This is a genomic window from Aequorivita capsosiphonis DSM 23843 (assembly GCF_000429125.1).
GTDB lineage: Bacteria > Bacteroidota > Bacteroidia > Flavobacteriales > Flavobacteriaceae > Aequorivita > Aequorivita capsosiphonis.
Genome location: NZ_AUBG01000002.1, coordinates 142,868 through 161,245, shown reverse-complemented (window position 1 = coordinate 161,245; position 18,378 = coordinate 142,868). Strand labels below are relative to the sequence as shown.

Sequence of the window (18,378 nt, the reverse complement as noted above, 5' to 3'; positions counted from 1 at the left end):
GTATTCAAATAGAAGTAGTTATCAGTTTTTTATGTACCTTACATATCTTAACTGAAAGCCAACAATAATGAAAAGCTTGATATTATTTCTCACTTTAAGTTTAAGTTCAATTTACGCTAATACGCAATCTTTTGGACTGGAACATGACCATTCAACAATTCAAGTTGAAAATATTGATATAAGCGCTGAGTTTTACAAAGACATATTAAATCTAAAGGAACTGGAAACCCCTTGGCCAGAATATAAATTGATACGGTTCTTTGAAACTGGAAAGAATCAACAACTTCACATAGCGCAAGCACAGATTGATAAGTATGGTGATATAAAAGTTAATAAGGTGCTTCATCTTGCTTTTGCCGTAAAACACTTTAATGACTATTTAAAATATTTAAATGAAAAAGGCATTACATATTCAAATTTTTCAGGAAAGAGCAATATAATCCAATTAAGAACAGATGGTGTAAGACAAATTTATTTTCAAGATCCTGACGGATATTGGATCGAGATCAATGATGCAAATCATTAACCTATTTGAAAAAAAGTTGAATCTCTAAAATTCCGTATCAAGAAAGTGTAAAGTCTGGCGGAATATAATCGCCGCACACAACATCGTAATTTATAGCTTACAACTTGCTTACTTTCGAATCCCCATAGCTAACGGGACGCACGGATTTTCTGCCGGCCAGCCGGCTGATTCGGATTTTATTTACTAAACTCCGGTCTTTAATCATTATTCAAAGGGTTTTAAAGCCTAATCTCATCTCAGACCTAACAGGTTTAAACTTGTCCGCCGGAGGAGGAAGACTTGTTAATCTTTTTGTTAGATCCTATCTTATTTCAAAAAACTGAGCTTTCACTAAGAGGATAAACTAATTGCATAAAACCCATCCAAACATATAAATTATTATTGTTTAATAATATATATCAACAAATAGACACAATATGTTAATTTTTTTAAGATAATTATGTTAAAGTAATTAATAATTTTAATACATTTGAATTAAAGCTGTTTTGCTTTACTCCTCACTTCTAGATTAACCTCAACCGCTCAAAACCTCCTTTTGAGGTTTTGAGCGTGAAAAAATTTAAACCATTATGGATTTAATAATTTGATTTAAAGTTGTGCTATTGCTATAATATGAAAAGCCAATTGCTATAAGTTTATTTTAATTAATAATTACTACTTATGAAGAAGTCAACCGTAATTTTTGGAGGAGCCGGATTGGGTATTTTGATAGGTTTACTTATTGGTATGTCCACCTCTGGAACTGTTGGATTGGTTATAGGGGCGCTAGCTTCAGTGCTTCTTGTGTTATTAGGGTTTAAAGAAAAAGGGGACTCAAATTTGCAAACCCTAAGAGTTGGATCCTTTGGCTTCTTTTGTTCTTTGGCAATTTTAACGGGGTTGTTTTTTAGAGCTAACAACTCCTTTACTCCAAGCGTGAAGTCAGAAATTGAAAAGTGGACTTCTGATAGTTTATTTAGTTTAAATGAAGCCAAAACGTACGTCTTGTATGAACGCTTTGGGTTTATTCCTTCTGGAGTTAAAATTGATTCCACATTAGACAGAAAAGTAGGTACTTCGGTTCTATACGGTAGTGAAATATCAATTTCAAATTGTGAAAAGTTACGAGGCTATGAAGGTTTTCCAATAGAAAATGAACTGAACTCCTATAAGCGAATGGGAGGGATCTGGGAGAAAATTGCCGTCGCAACTGAGTCAGATGTAGCTGTTAATAGCCAAAAATCAACACTTCATATATTTCGAAAATGTTTATGTAATGAGGAATAACTTAAAGAAAATAATCGTTTTTCAATTACTGCTTTTTATATCCTTTTTATCGAGCGCACAACCTTCAAATACAACCATCGAAAACTTGAAGAGTGCTATTGTTAGAATTGAAAGTGGACGTAATATTGGTACAGGATTTTTATGGAAAAATAAAAATTGGGTGGTCACAACATTACACGTAATTGATAATTTCTCTAAAATTGAGATTACCCTTGCAAATGACGTCAAGAGTGCCAAGGTCCTTAAGGTGCTAAAGGAGCACGATCTCGTACTTCTTGAACTTGAATCGGCCTCAAATAATTTAACAATTATCTCAAACATTAATAGTTCACCCCAAATAAATTCCAGTCTCTATACTATGGGGTACAATGGAAAGGGTAATTTAAATTCTATAATAGATAGAACATTAAGACTTGGATATAATTCAAATGGAAAGCTTGAAGGTCTCCTATCTAAAACAATCAAGGACGCCCTAAATATTTGTAAAAGGCCAAACCCTTCCATTGAAATATTTTATCTAGATGGTTCGTTATTACCGGGTTTTTCTGGCTCCCCAATAATTGACGGCAACGGCAATTTAGTTGGAATTGCAGATGGCGGTTTGGAAGAGGGGGCTAGTTCCATTAGTTGGGGCGTAAAAGCTGATAGACTGGCTACATTGCTCAATTCCAATGAATCATTTCCACACTCTTTAAATTGCGGAACCGGTGCTAAGGTTTCATTTGCTTCGGAAAATTTATTAGAAGAGAGCCATGTTGATTATATTGAATACGGTCAATTTAAGTTTATTAAAACAAAGGTTAGATCGGTTGAAGAAATGATGTACACCATTGATGATCCAGCCGGACTTCAACAAATAATAAATGGTTATTCCATGATGAATAACACCAATTACCTTCAATTTAAATATGACATTTATGAAGATCTACATTCAGGTTTGACAATCTGTGTGCCTCAAGGAACAAAGCTTAGCGTAAATAATGATCTGATAATGGGGGATTTTGGTGATGAAGATTTAAAAATAATAATAGATCCATATTATAATAAATATTTAGATCCGAATCCCACTTTAAGATATGTGAATGATGCTAATAATTTTCAACAAAAAATAGTTGCAATAGACGGTGGATATTTGATGTATCAAAAAGATTTGAATTTGAGTTATAGAAACGGCCCCATACTTCGGTATGATGGTATAAAAGTAAATAGAGAAGCATACAGAGGCTATGCGATGGAAACAAATGAATACGGACAATTTGAAAATGTCTCTAAAACATTCTCATTTCAAACCCACATAGGAAGAGGTAACTATTATATGGGGGCGGCTGCTTTAAATATGAATAGCACTATAGAAAATGCTAACGATCTTAATTTTTGTCTAAGTAATGGACAGTGCAATACACAGAACCAGTCATCAATATGCGAAAATGTATGTAATAGATATAAATTGTTTTCCCAACTTGTTATTGGAGTGCATATGGTAGGTTTTTCTAATAATTATAACAGAAGGTAGCTAATAAAATACCAAAAAACAAACTCCAAACCAGCCTGCCCTTCTACGGCGGGTGAACCGGACGGGCAGGTTCCATAAAAAAAACAATGCGAGGCAGAGCCTCGGGGAATTAACCCGGAAAAGATTAAATACTTTGCAAGTGTCGGCGTCCCACACGTTTGCTGATAATTACATCAACCTATAAAAACCATCCCCAAATTATCCTATCTTTATCTCACAAAACAACCTTCACTTTTTGAAAACAACAATCTTCTCCCTTCAACATTTCCACACCAGTCAATGGTCTGGCGGCAGCACTACGCAACTTTATATATTCCCTGCCACGGCTTCGTATGCAGCGCTCAATTTTGAGTTACGGATAAGTAAGGCAAAAGTAGAAGTTGAAGAATCTACTTTTACTGCCTTGCCGGGTATAGACCGTAAGCTTATGATTTTGGAAGGAGAAATAAATATTACTCATGAAGAACATTACAGCAAGCATCTAAAACCTTTTGATGTAGATGAATTTAGTGGAGATTGGAAAACCTCAGCCATTGGCACCTGCACAGATTTTAATGTGATGACCAAAGGTAAAAAGCACAGCGAGTTATATCATATTTCGAGTTTGGCGACTAAGAATTATACGCTAAAACCTAAAAAGACTTGCAAGAATTTATTCTTATCCGCTACTTCTGGTACTATCCATTTACATCTTATGAATGATAATTATATACTGGAAACCGGAAACTTAATGCTTATTGAAGACCTCAAAATTTCTTCAATTACAATCAAAAGCACTAATGATTTTGGGCTTGTAGTAGTGGAAATGGATTAATCTGTAATATTCCCCGCTGGGGCAGGCGTCCCGTCCGTGTCCTCACAGTAAGTTAATCCCTTAAATCTTCGCTTGATAGGTATACAATTCATAATACCTACCTTCCTTAGCAATCAACTGGTCATGGTTGCCACGTTCTACTATATGTCCGGCTTCAATCACTAAAATTTGATCTGCCTTTCTAATGGTACTTAAACGGTGTGCAATAACAATCGTGGTTCTGTCTTTAATCAATTGGGCTAAACTCTTTTGAATTAAAGCCTCACTTTGGGTATCTAGACTTGAAGTGGCTTCGTCTAAAATGATAATTTTTGGGTTTGCTAAAATAGCGCGAGCAATGGCCAAACGCTGTCTTTGTCCGCCAGAAAGTTTTACGCCCCTCTCCCCAATTAAAGTATCCAAGCCTTCGTCAAACCTATCCGTAAATTCGTTTACATAAGCTGCATTTACTGCGTTTTGCACTTCTGCTTCAGTGGCATTGGGTCTTGGGAACATGATGTTTTCACGAATACTTCCTTCAAATAAAAATTCATCCTGTAAAACCACGCCTAAATATTGACGGTAGCTGCTTAGTTTAACTTGTGATAAATCTTGATTATCAATAGTAACTTTTCCTGATTGTGGCGTTAAGAAGGTAGCCGAAAGACCAGCAATAGTAGATTTTCCAGAACCTGAACTTCCCACTAAAGCCGTTACAGAACCCGCTGGTGCCTTGAAATTAATGTTGTGCAAAATTTGCTTCCCTTCTTCATAGGAAAAGGAAACATCATCGAATTCAATATCACCTTTTAGGGTTTCTAGCTGAATATCTCTGTCTTGGTTATCTTCTTCCGCCGTCATATTCATAAGTTCTTCCGTTCTATCCAAACCAGCTAAGGCCTCGGTTAGCTGACTTCCTATATTGCTCATTTGAATAATTGGAGCAATCATAAACCCAAGGATTAAAGTGAAGAAAAGAAAATCTCCAGTGGTCATTTCGCCAATCATCATATAATAACCACCCATTCCCATAATTCCTGTTGTGGCTACTCCAATTAAAAATGTGGAAGAGCTCGTCATCAAGGCGGTTGCCGTTAAACTCTTTTTTACGTTTTGATATAATCTGTCAACCCCTTTTTCAAAAACGATATTTTCTTGTTCTTCGGAATTAAAGGCTTTAATAACACGAACTCCCGAAAGGGTTTCGGTTAATCTTCCGGTAACTTCAGCATTGATTTTACCACGGGATCTAAAAATTGGTCTGATAAATTTAAAAGCTTTTAGGGCTATAATGCCAAATATGGACAAGGGCACAAATACAAAAAGCGTCATCCAAGCATTTAATTTTATTAAGATAATTAAGGACACTATAGCTGTAAAGGAACCGCCTACCAGTTGCACTAAGCCTGTACCTATAAGGTTTCTAACGCCTTCCACATCGGTCATAATTCTTGAAACCAGCGCGCCAGATTTGGTGTTGTCGAAAAAACTGATAGGTAATGAAAGTACTTTTTTCTGTACTTGAGATCGCAATTCACTTATTAAATACTGCGCTTGTACGCTTAAGATTCTAGTGAGTAAAAACGAGGTTACCGCCTGCACTGTTATAGCGCTTATCACTATGATAATTAGGGTATAGAGTTGGGAGTAATCTTTATTGGGAACCACATCATCAAGTAACACTTTACTTTGCCACGGTAAAACCAACCCAGACAAACTTCTAAGAACGATCAAAATTAAGCCGATAAAAACTAAATTTCGCCTGGGCCAAATTATAGTTCTGAAAGCTTGAAGCATCGTAACTTTTGGCTTTGATTTGTCTTTGTTTTTTGTGGTCTCTTTAAAATGTTGCATATTTCCTTTTAAATAATAGAATAGGCAAAAATACTCATTAATGCAGGGTTAATTGGAAGTGTTTAATTAAAAGTATTCACATCAATAGAACTCGAGAAATAATTCAACCCAACCACATGTAAGGCTAAGCTCTTTGAGTGAAAAGGATTTACGTGGGTTGGGCATTTGGGAGGATGTTGGTAAAAGCAATAAGCCTGAGAGGAAATTCAGGAAATCAAATTACTTTTCGAAAAATAGACAAAAGCGCTTCCGTTTTTTGTTTATCCAAAAAGTAGTTGTTTATTGCTTCCTTTCTAATTCTTTTAAACTTTAGCTATTAAAACCTTATAAGTGAAATCAAAACTTATCATACTGACAGATTTATGGGGATTAGCAGATTCATCTTGGCTGGATCAGTATAAGGTTTTACTAGAACCTCATTTTGAATTAAAAATTTATGATTCTTGTAAACTAGCAGGAATTGAATCTACAGCTTTAAACGAAAAACAAATCCATGCCCATTTTATCAACTATGGAATTAAAACTGCTGTTGAAAATCTTGTTAAGCTGGAAAAAGCCCCAGTTCATATTCTTGCATTTAGTATTGGGGGAACCATAGCCTGGAAAGCAGGCTTAAACGGACTAAATATTATTAATCTTTATGCTCTTTCGTCAACGCGATTAAGATATGAAACCGAAAAACCAGATTGTAAAATCCATCTATTATTCGGTGAAAAAGATACATTTAGTCCAAAGGAAGAATGGATAGCCAGTCTAAATTTAGAATTGGAAATTATAAAAGATGGAGCGCACGAAGTTTATAAAAACGAGAAAATCAGTATTCAAGTTTCCGAGCAAATAAAACGTAGCATTCTGTAACTTCAAGGCGTTTAGCGGAAAACCAATTAACAAAATAATCCCTATCTTTAATTCTTCAACCTACCAATAATGAAAAACAGATTAAATCCTGATTTGCATAAGGACATTGCGGATATTGTTCAAATAAGTGCAATCCCGTCAATCTTAAACGTTATCTGTAAAATTACAGGGATGCGGTTTTCTGCCGTTGCCAGAGTTACAGATGAAAAATGGATAACCTGTATGTCCAAAGACGACATTAACTTCGGGTTGGAATCGGGAGATGAATTGGTTTTGGAAACAACACTCTGCAACGAAATAAGGCAACATCATAACCCCATTATAATAGAAGAGGTTGCCAAAAGCGATGTGTTTTGCAATCATCGTACACCTTTACAATACGGTTTTCAGAGCTATATTTCATACCCTATTTTCAGAAAAGATGGAAGTTTTTTTGGAACTCTTTGTGCTATAGACCCAGAACCCGCTAAAATTGACAATAAGGAAACAAGGGAGTTGTTTGTGCTTTATACTCAATTAATTTCATTTCATTTAGATGCCTTACAGGAAGTTAGAGAATTAACTGAAAGTCTTAGACAAGAAAGACATATTGGGGAATTGCGGGAAACTTTTATCGCGGTTTTAGGACACGATTTGCGTAATCCTGTTAGCACAACCCGAATGTGTGCCGACGTTCTTTTGCAAATGGACCTTCCGGAATTGGCAAATAGACAAGCTAGTACCATAAAGGCCACTTCATACAGGATGCAAGAGCTTATCGATAACTTATTGGATTTTGCGAAGGGCCATCTGGGCGAGGGAATTCAATTGGATCTTGAAAATAACAATCAAGCACTAAAAAAATCGATAAAACAAATATCGAAAGAGATTAAAACCATTGACCTCAATCACGAAATCAATCTAAGTATTGAATTAGACGAAGAGGTTGAATGTGATATCAATAGAATAAGTCAGCTGTATTCTAATCTTTTAGGAAATGCGATGAAACACGGGGCTGTTGACAAACCCATTTTTACAGAGGTGAAATCGGAGAAAGGTATCTTTTCAATCCTCGTTTCAAATTCAGGTAAAAAAATTCCGGAAAAGAAAATGCTCAATCTTTTTAGACCTTTTTTCACAACCAATTCCGCTAATAACAAATCGGGATTAGGCTTAGGACTATATATTTCTTCGGAAATTGCCAAAGCTCATGGTGGCAAAATGGAGGTTACTTCAACCGATAAAAAAACAAGCTTTCGATTTTCAATGCCGAGAAAAAAGCTGAGGAATTTAAAAGAAAAGTATAACGGTCAATTGTAATTGAACCTGCAAAGCTTCAATTATATAAACTATTGCTTCTGATTGGGTATAGCAGGAATTTTATCAATTTCATACCGATGGAAGCTTTAAGATCTGCAAGGGTAAATTGCTTAAGAAAAAATCATTTGGTTATCTTTATGTTTAGTTCATTTAATTACAATCATTTAAAAATTATATTTTATTATGACGATGATAAGCAATCCAAAAGTAAAGCTTTTGGAAGATGGTGAAAACTTGAGAATAAAGCAAATGAGCGGAGATTCGGGGCAATTTTTGCCTAAACACAAGGCGTCTCATGAATCCATACTTGTAGTTATAGAAGGTGAGTGTGTTATACGCTTTGATGATAAGGATCATGTATTAGCTGAAGGGGACAGTTTAGTAGTACCGGCCAATCTATGGCATCAAATTGAGGTAAAAAGAGATTTGAGGGCGCTTCATATAATGCCTAAAGAAATTGGTTTTGAGTTCACGAAATAAAATCGGTAATAGAGAAATCTCAGGTTTCAACTCTTTTGATAAATCTATTAAAAATCTAAACAAATAATACTTTGTGTTACGATATTAAAGCGAGTTTAGAATCACAATTGAGCAGGGCAAGACGAAAAGGCGATCCACAAGCTATAGAAGAAATACTTGAAAAACTTATTCCCTTAACCGATTTACCCCTTTATCACACTTCCGGTTTTAGCCATTCCGAACTCCTTATATACACTGATAGATCACCAAATTATCCAGAAGTTTCAACTTGGGGCTTGGTTCCACATTGGGTGAAGAATGAAGATGATCTAAAAAAGCAATGGAACAATACATTAAATGCTAGGGGAGAGACCATTTTTGAAAAATCATCCTTTCGAACTTCCGCAAAAAACAATAGATGCATCATTTATGTAGATGGTTTTTATGAACACCACCATTTTGATGGAAACACCTATCCCTTCTTTATCTACAGAAAAGACAAAAACCCAATGGCACTCGCTGGATTATGGAGTGAATGGAAAAATCCAGATACTAGGGGAGTTTTAAATACATTTTCGATCGTTACTACCAGTGGAAATTCCATGATGGCAAAAATTCATAACAATCCTAAATTAAAAGCTCCAAGAATGCCAGTTATTTTGCCCACAGAATTGGAAGATCGATGGTTAGATAAAATCAATGATGATCTCGACATTCAAAAAATAAAGGAATTGATTGTGGAATACCCTCACGATGAACTAGCGGCACATACAGTTGCTAAACTGCGAGGGAAAGCATATCCTGGGAATGTGGAGACTATTGCAGACGAGGTTCTTTATGACGAGCTCGTGTTTTGAACATGCAATACTTCTCAGAGACTTTTTCTTGTTAAATTTTAGGTTTTATAGCATTATATTAGTTTTCAGAAATAGACGAATATGAAGATCGCAATAGCTTCGTTTTTCACATTCCCATTCTTCCCAATAATTAGTATCTTTAGCTTAATGTTTAATTGGCACTTCTAAATTTATGAAGTAAAGAGCCACGTTTTGCCCATTCGGTTTTAAAAAGTAGCGCTAAAGTATCTCATAGTGTGCTTTCCATATTAAATTGGACTGCTTAAAACGTCAATAAAACTTTAAACAAATACTCAAATTAATTTAAACACTAAATCTAATCAATTAATACTGTAAACAACTGTAACAAAATGGAGGAAGAAAAGAAAAAACTTACATCGGTCTCAGGGAGGCCCATTGCCGAAAATCAAAACGTAAAGACCGCAGGAAAACATGGACCTTTGTTATTGGAAGATTTCTGGTTTCTTGAAAAATTAGCGCATTTTGACCGGGAGGTAATTCCCGAAAGAAGAATGCACGCAAAAGGATCAGGAGCCTTTGGAACTTTTACCGTTACACACGACATTACCAAATACACCAAAGCAAGGTTATTTTCTGAAATAGGTAAGAAAACCGAAATGTTTGCTAGATTTTCAACCGTAGCTGGAGAGCGTGGAGCGGCAGATGCAGAAAGGGATATCCGTGGTTTTGCCTTAAAGTTTTATACTGAAGAAGGCAATTGGGATTTAGCAGGAAATAACACGCCAGTATTTTTTATGAAAGATCCGTATAAATTTACGGACCTAAACAAGGCGGTAAAACGCGATCCACAAACCAATCTTAGAAGCGCCAACCACAATTGGGATTTTTGGACCTTGCTACCAGAAGCATTGCATCAAGTTACTATTGTAATGAGCGATAGGGGAATTCCGAAATCATATAGAAATATGCACGGTTTTGGAAGCCATACCTTTAGTTTTATCAATGCTGCAAATGAAAGACATTGGGTGAAATTTCACTTTAAATGTATGCAGGGCATCGAAAATTTGACCAATGAAGAGTCCAAGGAACTTATTGGTAATGACAGAGAGAGTCATCAGCGGGATTTATTTAACGCTATTAAAAATGAAGATTTCCCTAAATGGGAACTTAAAGTTCAGGTTATGCCTGAAGCCGATGCCAAAACCTATCGTTTTGATCCTTTCGACTTGACGAAGGTTTGGCCACATGGAGATTATCCTTTGATAGATGTGGGGGTAATGGAGCTGAATAGAAACCCTGATAATTATTTCGCACAGGTGGAACAGGCAGCATTTAATCCGGCAAATGTGGTTCCAGGAATTGGCTTTTCTCCCGATAGAATGTTACAAGGACGTTTGTTTTCATATGGAGATGCACAACGTTATAGATTGGGTGTAAACCATTATCAAATACCCGTAAACAAACCAAAATGCCCATTCCATAATCATCATAGAGATGGCGCCATGCGCGTTGATGGCAACGAAGGTTCAACAATTCATTATGAACCTAACAGCTACGGACAATGGCAAGAGCAAAAGGAATTTGCGGAACCAGCGATGGAATTAGAAGGTGCGGCATTTCATTACGATCACCGAGAAGATGAGGATTATTTCACACAACCCGGCAATCTGTTTAGGCTTTTAACGCCAGAGAAACAACAGGTTTTGTTTAGCAATACCGCTGCAGAAGTTGGCGGTGCCGAAAAATTTATTCAAGAAAGACATATTGCCAATTGCTATAAAGCAGATCCGGAATATGGAATGGGTGTTGCAAAAGCTTTAGGAATCGATATTAATGGTTTGAAGTTGAGCTAATAAAAACTGATTGTTTTACAGAAGAATAATTATACAAGCCGCTTTATGCGGCTTTGTTTTTCTTTATAAGCTAGGTTTTACTACAAAAACGCAAATAGTTACCCAAGAACAAAAAATCGAATATTTACTTAGACTTGGATTTTTTATCTTTATTCGGTTTAGGCTGCGTACCTTTATTAGGCATTTTTGGGAGCTCTCTATGTTTATCTTCCTGTTCAGGAGTTTTATTCTCTTCTCCATATTGATTGTGATCTCTTTTTTTATTGAAACCATTTTCTACATTTCCCATAATTATTCATTTAAATTAAAATATACTCTATTTTGGAGTAACAACTCAAGAAATATTTCACAATTTGTTATTTTACAATATTGTCTTTTAAACCAATAAGTAATTTAGAACAATACTCTTAATTCCTCTTAACTTCTTAATGGTTTTATTTTTTGGATCCGTAAGATTTCTTCGAATAAAAGAAGGCTCTCCCTTGATATTACCTAAATGTCATATTCTCTTCAAAATTAACAATTTAAACGATTGTTATAATCACAATTATAGCTTACTATTGTTAAAGTATTGATAATTTTTAAAACTAAATCATTTCAAAAAAACATAAATAATCCTAAATACAGTAATTTTAAAGAAAAGCAATAAAGTCTAAAAAAATTACTATGAAAAAGAAAAACGATTCCTCCGAAAAGCCAACTAAAAAAATCGAACAACTTCAAAAAGATACTTGGAAAGTAGAAGGTTCTACTATGAAAACGAACCAAGGAGTGAAGGTAAACGACACCAATAATTCCTTAAAATCTGGGGAGCGGGGCGCCACCTTATTGGAAGATTTTCTGCTTCGCGAAAAGATAACCCACTTTGACCATGAGCGCATTCCAGAACGTATTGTACATGCACGGGGAAGTGGAGCACATGGCTATTTTGAACTATATGAAGCAATACCTCAATACACCAAAGCGGGAATATTTAATGATACCAATCGGCGTACCCCTGTGTTTGTACGGTTTTCTACAGTTGCCGGTTCCAAAGGCTCTCCAGATTTGGCGCGAGATGTCCGCGGATTTGCAACTAAATTTTATACCGACGAAGGTACCTGGGATCTTGTTGGAAATAATATGCCAATCTTTTTTATTCAGGATGCGATGAAGTTTCCAGATTTGGTGCATTCGGTAAAACCAGAGCCAAACAATGAAATACCCCAGGCAGCTTCCGCTCACGATACTTTTTACGATTTTGTTTCTCACGCTACCGAAACATTGCACAATCATATTTGGGCGATGAGCGATAGAGCCATTCCCAGAAGTTTTAGAATGATGGAGGGTTTTGGAATTCATACGTTTCGTTTTATCAATGAGAAAGGAGAGTCCCACTTTGTGAAATTTCATTGGAAACCTAAATTGGGTGTACATTCCGTAACTTGGGATGAAGCCGTAAAAATAAACGGGGCCGATTCAGATTTTCACCGCCGCGACCTTTGGGAAGCTATTGATGCCGGCCATTTTCCTGAATGGGAATTTGGAATACAAATAGTTCCGCAGGAAGATGAGCATAAGTTTGATTTTGATTTACTCGATCCCACAAAACTTATTCCTGAGGAAATGGTTCCTGTACAAATTATTGGAAAAATGACACTCAATAAAAACCCGGATAATTTCTTTGCTGAAACAGAACAGATTGCTTTTTTACCTGGACATATTGTTCCGGGACTTGACTTTACAAATGATCCTCTTTTACAAGGTCGCTTATTCTCTTATCGAGATACGCAACTTTCACGCTTAGGTACACCCAATTTTCATCAAATTCCAATTAATAGACCCGTAGTCGAATCGCATAATAATGAGCGCGACGGACAAATGCAAATGGACATACCCAAAGGCCAAACAGCTTATTTTCCAAATTCCATTAGTGGCGGATGCCCTCATTTATCCAAAATGGCTGAAGGTGCTTTTGGGAGTTATGAAGAGCGTATAGATGCGAAAAAAGTTCGGAACCGTAGTGAGAGCTTTAGCGATCACTTTTCTCAACCCGCACTTTTTTATAGAAGCTTGGATAAATGGGAACAAGAACACGTTGCTGGCGCTTATACTTTCGAACTAGGAAAGTGTAAAATAGACCATATAAAAGAGCGCATGCTCTATATGATTGACCAGATAGATCATGACTTGGCCAAAAAAGTGGCGCAAGGATTGGGATTAAAAGTGCCGTCAAAAATTGATGAACCTATAAATCAATCCATCGGCGCCGATGCAGATGTAAAAAAACAGCAACCTGGACCAAAGAAAAACTATTTGGACAAATCACCCGCTTTAAGTCAGGCGAAAACCAAATTTGATAGTATTGAAACCCGTCAAATAGCAGTGTTGGTTGGGGATGGGTTTAGTATGAAGAATTTAGAGAAAATGAAGTCTTCACTTGAAGAAGAAGGTGCTTCGGTTAATATAATTGCACCAATGGGCGGCACTATTACGTGCGATGAAAATATGGAGCACAAAGTAGATGCCTCCATAATGACCACGGAAAGTGTTCTTTTTGATGCTGTTTACATTCCCGGAGGTAAGAAATCTATTAATGCCTTAGGAGAAAATGCGAAGTATATTAAATTCGTAAATGAAGCATTTAAACACTGTAAAGCCATCGCAGTTGATGGGGAAGGGAAAGAGTTTCTAAGAACTACTTACGCTGGAAAGCACACAAATGACAAAGCAATATTAGTAGATGAAGATGCAACTGCCTTTATAGAAGCCATAAAACAACATAGAAATTGGGAACGAATGGCAATTGCTGAGGAAGTCCCAGCCTAATGGATTTTTAGAGTTTATCCTTAATTTTAAGGATAAACTCTAATCTTTAAAGCACAGTGAATCAAATCATTAATTAACTGAAAGGATAAGAAGGTATCAGATAAAACCATTCTTGGAACCAAGTTAAATTGGTACGTCTATTTTATCCATCCAATTAAAATGTGTTACTAGATCTAAACAACATTTCGCTTCCTATTAATTTTTCTATTTTCTAAGGAAACAGTCTTAAGTTCCTTCAATATTTAAGTCTTTCCACCAAAACCCGCCTTATCTTTGCAAAAAATCAATTTATGCCCAATACTTTTTCCGATTTAGGAATTAATTCTTCACTACAAGAAGGTTTAGCTGATCTAAACATTGTAGTACCCACCGATATTCAACAGAAAACTATTCCACTCATTTTAAAGGAAACTAAAGATGTAGTGGCCTTGGCAAAAACAGGAAGTGGAAAAACGGCTGCTTTTGGGTTGCCATTAATGCAACTTATAGATTCTAAAAACACCAATATTAAGGCTATCATCTTAGCGCCTACACGAGAACTTGGGCAGCAAATACACAGTAACCTAGTTGCCTTTTCCGCTCATAGTCCTGAAATTTGTATTGCTTCCCTTTGTGGCGGTATTCCTATAAAACCTCAAATAGAGCGTTTAAAAAGCACTACCCATATTGTAGTGGCAACTCCGGGAAGGTTGGTAGATCTAATAAACCGCAACGCTATTGACCTTAAAAATGTAACCTATTTGGTTTTGGATGAAGCCGATGAAATGGTTAGTGCCTTAAAAACCGATTTGGACTCCATAATTGCTGAAATTCCCAAAGCCAGAAGAACGCTTCTGTTTACGGCCACCATGCCCGGCACCATCAAGCAATTGGTTCAAAATTATATGAGCAAACACGTGTTGCACATAGAAGCCGATATGGAAACTATGGGCCACCAAGGTATCGACCATCAATTTATGGTGGTGGAACCAATTGAAAAGCTGGAGGTGCTGATGCATTTTTTAAGCGGGAAGGAAGGAGAACGAGGCATCATTTTCTGTAAAACAAAAGCGGCAGTCAATAAACTAGCGAAAAACCTAGCCATTAATAAGTTCTCCTCGGGAGCCATTCACGGAAGTCTAACCCAAGCTATACGGGACCGCGTAATGGGGCAATTTAGAGAAGGGCATATAGATATTCTCGTCGCAACAGATCTTGCGGCACGTGGGCTGGATGTAAAGGAAATTAGCTATGTAATCAATTATCATTTACCAGACACCTACGAAACCTACGTACACCGAAGTGGAAGAACGGCCAGGGCAGGGGCAGCAGGCCTTTCGGTTACCATACTTCAACAAGAAGAAGTCTTTGAAATCCCAGAATTTGAAGAAGAATTAGGTATTGTTTTTAACGAAATGAAAAAACCAGATGCCCAAAGCACCGAGGAAAACAATACGCTTTTGTGGGCAAAGAAAATCTTTAAAACAAAACCGAATCGAACTATTTCTCCAGAGTTTAAGGAAAAAATAAGTACGATATTCCACCATTTAACCAAAGAGGAGCTGATAGATAAAATATTGGCCCATCAATTGGCGCAGACTACTGTTGTGCCTCCAAAAGCAGAAATACCTGCTAAGAAAAAGAAGAAGAAACAATAATGGCAAACGAAATAAAAGACCAAAAGGATATTTTAGCAAAGTTAAATATTGCTGCGCTAAACCCAATGCAAGAGGAAGCAATTGCCCTTATTGAAAAAACTGCAAATACTATTCTATTATCCCCAACCGGCACAGGGAAGACATTGGCATTTCTATTGCCGATTATTAAGAATTTAAATGCTGACAATCCAGAAGTACAGGCTTTAATTGTAATTCCCACCCGGGAGCTTGCCATCCAGATTGAGCAAGTAATTCGCGATATGGGGTCGGGCTTTAAAGTGAACGCGGTTTATGGAGGTAGGGCTAAGAGCAAGGACAAGATAGAGTTAAAACATACTCCAGCAATTTTGGTTGGAACGCCTGGTAGAATTTTAGATCACTTTGACGATGACCGATTTTCAAAAGCCAGTATCGAGACACTGGTATTGGATGAATTTGATAAATCATTAGAGATAGGTTTTGAGAGTGAAATGAGTGAGATCATCCATTCATTATCAAATGTAAGTAAGCGCATATTAACATCTGCTACACAAGGAATTGGAGTTCCGAAGTTTGTAAAACTTGATAAGCCAACGATCTTAGATTATCTATCGGAAAAAGTGGATCCTAAACTTGCTGTTAAAACGATAATCTCTCCGGATAAAGATAAGCTGGACACCTTGTTGAAACTTGTTTTATACCTTGGAAATCAACCTGGGATCATCTTTTGCAACTTTAGGGATAGTATTGAAAAGGTAAGTGATTTTCTTAGTAACAACAAAATAAGTCACGCTTGTTTTTCCGGCGGAATGGAACAGAAAGACAGAGAAAGAGCGCTTATAAAATTTCGAAATGGTACCAGTCAAATTTTAGTGGCTACAGATCTTGCGGCCAGAGGAATTGACATTCCTGAGTTGAAATTTATTATTCATTACGAGTTGCCGCATTCGGCAGTAGAGTTTACCCATAGAAACGGAAGAACAGCAAGAGTTAATGAAAAAGGTACCGCTTACGTACTAAAATGGAAAAACCAACTTTTACCAGAGTTTATTGAAAAGACCGAGCCTATTGAAATTCCGAAATCAAATTCTCAACTGTCTGAACAATGGGAAACCCTCTTTATTTCTGGCGGAAGAAAAGATAAAATCTCCAAAGGGGATATCGCTGGGCTCTTTATCAAGCAAGGCGGAATTAGCCAAGAAGAACTGGGCACTATAGAGTTAAAACAAGATTGTGCGTTTGTTGCCGTTCCCTTAGTCTTGGCAAATCAATTGGTAGACAAACTGAACAATAGCCGACTTAAAAAGAAAAAAGTGCGAATTTACGTTCTATAGCTTTTGCTTCGCTTAATTATTTATATGTATATTAATCCCTTAACATAAAGGACTATATCTCCAAAATACACGACATAAATATCAGTATATTTAGGTTTTTTAGGTTTTGACATTATGCAGATTGAGTAAAATATATAAATTTGTAGTTAAAGCTTCTGAAGAATACAATGCAGCTTTTCATTTAAAAAATAATTAGGGCTTGTGGCTATAGCCCAATTTTAAACGTATAAAAATTTAGGAAAAAGAAACTGTGTACCCAACAATGAGTGGAAAGCAGGTTTTTAATTAAAAACAGAAATAATGTTAAAAGAATTTATAAATAGATTATTCAATAATAATAAAGAAGAGAAGGTTCTCAAAGAAGGTACCGTAAAATTTTTCAACGTGAAGAAAGGTTTTGGTTTTATAAAAGAAAAAGACTCAGATCAAGATATTTTCGTTCATTCAACCAATCTAATTGATAAAATTCGTGAGAATGACCGTGTTCAGTTTTATGTGAAACAAGATGAAAAAGGCCCTAGCGCAGTAAAAGTAAAGTTGATTTAACAAGCTAACAATCAAATATTTAAAAGATCATCTTAGCGGATGGTCTTTTTTTATATGAAAACTTGAGTTAGAATTTACAACAGTCCAAATCATATTCCTGCACTCCACCTATCCTATATAATTTAATTTTGGGATTGTATTATTCAGCCAAAATATCTTGGAGATAAAGATTTTAATGTTTTACCCTGCAAATGCAATTCCAAGTCCCATCAAGACAAAAACAATCCCCGAAATCTTATTAATCCATAGATTTGCTTTTGGATTTTCCTGAAAATTTTTAGAAAATTGACCCGCAAAAAAAGTTAAAAAAAGATACCATCCAATTCCAATCAAGGTATAGGTGATACCCAAAACAAGAAATGGAATTGGACTCTGAATTTGACTAGGAGTTATAAACTGTGGAAAGAATGCCAAAAAGAATAATGCAACTTTCGGATTTAAAGCATTGGTAAAGAAGCCCGAAACAAAGTTGCTCTTCCGTGTGCCTTTAATTGGAATTACTCCGTTTATGGTCATTGGAGTTGCCTTCGTTCTTATTTGAGCCACACCCAAGTAGATAATATAAATAGCCCCAACATATTTAATTGCCTTAAAAGCTAAATCAGATTGGGCAACAAGGATAGATAAACCTAAGGCAGCCAAAAGGGTATGGACGATAACACCAGCATTTACACCTAATGCAGCATAGGTGCCTGAAGACCTTCCCTGGCTTATCGTTCTGTTTAAAACAAACAAGGTATCCGTTCCAGGAATCATTATAAAAAACAATGCCGTCATCCCAAAGGTCATAAAATTTTCGATTCCCATTTGTGTTTTCTTAGTAGATTATAGTTCT

At 36.2% G+C, this 18,378-nt stretch carries 16 protein-coding genes; 13 read left to right on the top strand and 3 right to left on the bottom strand.

The annotated features are described in order from the left end of the window. The first annotated feature begins 67 nt into the window (after positions 1-67). The 4 genes from G440_RS0103080 to G440_RS20540 all read left to right on the top strand — a co-directional run bounded on the left by G440_RS0103080 (position 68) and on the right by G440_RS20540 (position 4,119). Positions 68-526, top strand: coding sequence for a VOC family protein (locus G440_RS0103080; RefSeq protein ID WP_026449953.1), 459 nt, complete (start codon positions 68-70; stop codon positions 524-526). 660 nt (positions 527-1,186) lie between these two features. Continuing rightward, positions 1,187-1,792 (top strand): hypothetical protein, encoded by a 606-nt coding sequence (locus G440_RS0103075; RefSeq protein WP_026449952.1) that lies wholly within the window; start codon positions 1,187-1,189, stop codon positions 1,790-1,792. Then, a complete protein-coding gene (locus tag G440_RS0103070; protein WP_026449951.1) occupies positions 1,782-3,305 on the top strand; it encodes a S1 family peptidase in 1,524 nt (507 codons plus the stop codon). Before G440_RS0103075 ends, G440_RS0103070 begins: the two co-directional genes overlap by 11 nt. A 235-nt stretch (positions 3,306-3,540) precedes the next feature. Next, positions 3,541-4,119 carry a HutD/Ves family protein gene (locus G440_RS20540; protein ID WP_051285120.1) on the top strand — a complete coding sequence of 193 codons (579 nt, stop codon included), beginning with the start codon at positions 3,541-3,543 and terminating at the stop codon, positions 4,117-4,119. 60 nt (positions 4,120-4,179) lie between these two features. Here the strand turns inward: G440_RS20540 and G440_RS0103060 are convergent, their stop codons facing one another. Next, on the bottom strand, positions 4,180-5,952 hold the full coding sequence (locus G440_RS0103060; RefSeq protein WP_026449950.1) for an ABC transporter ATP-binding protein: 1,773 nt from the start codon (positions 5,950-5,952) through the stop codon (positions 4,180-4,182). Between the two features lie 330 nt (positions 5,953-6,282). Here G440_RS0103060 and G440_RS0103055 point away from each other — a divergent pair, with 330 nt between their 5' ends. The 5 genes from G440_RS0103055 (at position 6,283) to G440_RS0103035 (ending at position 11,239) form a co-directional block, all read left to right on the top strand. Next, positions 6,283-6,810 (top strand): alpha/beta fold hydrolase, encoded by a 528-nt coding sequence (locus G440_RS0103055; RefSeq protein ID WP_026449949.1) that lies wholly within the window; start codon positions 6,283-6,285, stop codon positions 6,808-6,810. Between the two features lie 69 nt (positions 6,811-6,879). After that, entirely contained in the window at positions 6,880-8,109 is a 1,230-nt protein-coding gene (locus G440_RS19365; protein ID WP_051285118.1) for a GAF domain-containing sensor histidine kinase, read from the top strand. Positions 8,110-8,292: 183 nt separating this feature from the next. Then, the gene (locus G440_RS0103045) at positions 8,293-8,589 is read left to right on the top strand and encodes a cupin domain-containing protein (protein WP_026449948.1); all 297 of its coding nucleotides are present in this window, start codon (positions 8,293-8,295) and stop codon (positions 8,587-8,589) included. A 71-nt stretch (positions 8,590-8,660) separates the two neighbouring features. After that, positions 8,661-9,425, top strand: a complete 765-nt coding sequence (locus G440_RS0103040) for an SOS response-associated peptidase (protein WP_026449947.1) — start codon at positions 8,661-8,663, stop codon at positions 9,423-9,425. Positions 9,426-9,775: 350 nt separating this feature from the next. Then, positions 9,776-11,239, top strand: coding sequence for a catalase (locus tag G440_RS0103035; protein WP_026449946.1), 1,464 nt, complete (start codon positions 9,776-9,778; stop codon positions 11,237-11,239). A 124-nt stretch (positions 11,240-11,363) separates the two neighbouring features. On the opposite strand, the gene G440_RS21155 is transcribed toward G440_RS0103035, so the two are convergent. Next, complete coding sequence (locus G440_RS21155) at positions 11,364-11,528, bottom strand: hypothetical protein (protein ID WP_157417838.1); 165 nt, start codon at positions 11,526-11,528, stop codon at positions 11,364-11,366. Positions 11,529-11,905: 377 nt separating this feature from the next. Between G440_RS21155 and G440_RS0103025 the strand changes: the two genes are divergently transcribed. The 4 genes from G440_RS0103025 (at position 11,906) to G440_RS0103010 (ending at position 17,543) form a co-directional block, all read left to right on the top strand. Further along, positions 11,906-14,047, top strand: a complete 2,142-nt coding sequence (locus G440_RS0103025) for a catalase (protein WP_026449945.1) — start codon at positions 11,906-11,908, stop codon at positions 14,045-14,047. 290 nt (positions 14,048-14,337) lie between these two features. Further along, positions 14,338-15,684: a DEAD/DEAH box helicase gene (locus tag G440_RS0103020; RefSeq protein WP_026449944.1), complete on the top strand. Its 1,347-nt coding sequence runs from the start codon at positions 14,338-14,340 to the stop codon at positions 15,682-15,684. Beyond that, a complete protein-coding gene (locus tag G440_RS0103015) occupies positions 15,684-16,997 on the top strand; it encodes a DEAD/DEAH box helicase (RefSeq protein WP_026449943.1) in 1,314 nt (437 codons plus the stop codon). Before G440_RS0103020 ends, G440_RS0103015 begins: the two co-directional genes overlap by 1 nt. 300 nt (positions 16,998-17,297) lie before the next feature. After that, a complete protein-coding gene (locus tag G440_RS0103010; protein WP_051285116.1) occupies positions 17,298-17,543 on the top strand; it encodes a cold-shock protein in 246 nt (81 codons plus the stop codon). Between the two features lie 180 nt (positions 17,544-17,723). Here G440_RS0103010 and G440_RS0103005 read toward each other — a convergent pair whose 3' ends face one another. Continuing rightward, positions 17,724-18,350, bottom strand: coding sequence for a LysE family translocator (locus G440_RS0103005; RefSeq protein WP_026449941.1), 627 nt, complete (start codon positions 18,348-18,350; stop codon positions 17,724-17,726). Between the last annotated feature and the right edge of the window lie 28 nt (positions 18,351-18,378).

Bases quoted from the DNA above. Each gene is read 5' to 3' on its own strand.
- G440_RS0103080 (WP_026449953.1), top strand. From the start codon at position 68: ATGAAAAGCTTGATATTATTTCTCACTTTAAGTTTAAGTTCAATTTAC.
- G440_RS0103075 (WP_026449952.1), top strand. From the start codon at position 1,187: ATGAAGAAGTCAACCGTAATTTTTGGAGGAGCCGGATTGGGTATTTTG.
- G440_RS0103070 (WP_026449951.1), top strand. From the start codon at position 1,782: ATGAGGAATAACTTAAAGAAAATAATCGTTTTTCAATTACTGCTTTTT.
- G440_RS0103060 (WP_026449950.1), bottom strand. From the start codon at position 5,952: ATGCAACATTTTAAAGAGACCACAAAAAACAAAGACAAATCAAAGCCA.
- G440_RS19365 (WP_051285118.1), top strand. From the start codon at position 6,880: ATGAAAAACAGATTAAATCCTGATTTGCATAAGGACATTGCGGATATT.
- G440_RS0103045 (WP_026449948.1), top strand. From the start codon at position 8,293: ATGACGATGATAAGCAATCCAAAAGTAAAGCTTTTGGAAGATGGTGAA.
- G440_RS0103035 (WP_026449946.1), top strand. From the start codon at position 9,776: ATGGAGGAAGAAAAGAAAAAACTTACATCGGTCTCAGGGAGGCCCATT.
- G440_RS21155 (WP_157417838.1), bottom strand. From the start codon at position 11,528: ATGGGAAATGTAGAAAATGGTTTCAATAAAAAAAGAGATCACAATCAA.
- G440_RS0103025 (WP_026449945.1), top strand. From the start codon at position 11,906: ATGAAAAAGAAAAACGATTCCTCCGAAAAGCCAACTAAAAAAATCGAA.
- G440_RS0103020 (WP_026449944.1), top strand. From the start codon at position 14,338: ATGCCCAATACTTTTTCCGATTTAGGAATTAATTCTTCACTACAAGAA.
- G440_RS0103015 (WP_026449943.1), top strand. From the start codon at position 15,684: ATGGCAAACGAAATAAAAGACCAAAAGGATATTTTAGCAAAGTTAAAT.
- G440_RS0103010 (WP_051285116.1), top strand. From the start codon at position 17,298: ATGTTAAAAGAATTTATAAATAGATTATTCAATAATAATAAAGAAGAG.
- G440_RS0103005 (WP_026449941.1), bottom strand. From the start codon at position 18,350: ATGGGAATCGAAAATTTTATGACCTTTGGGATGACGGCATTGTTTTTT.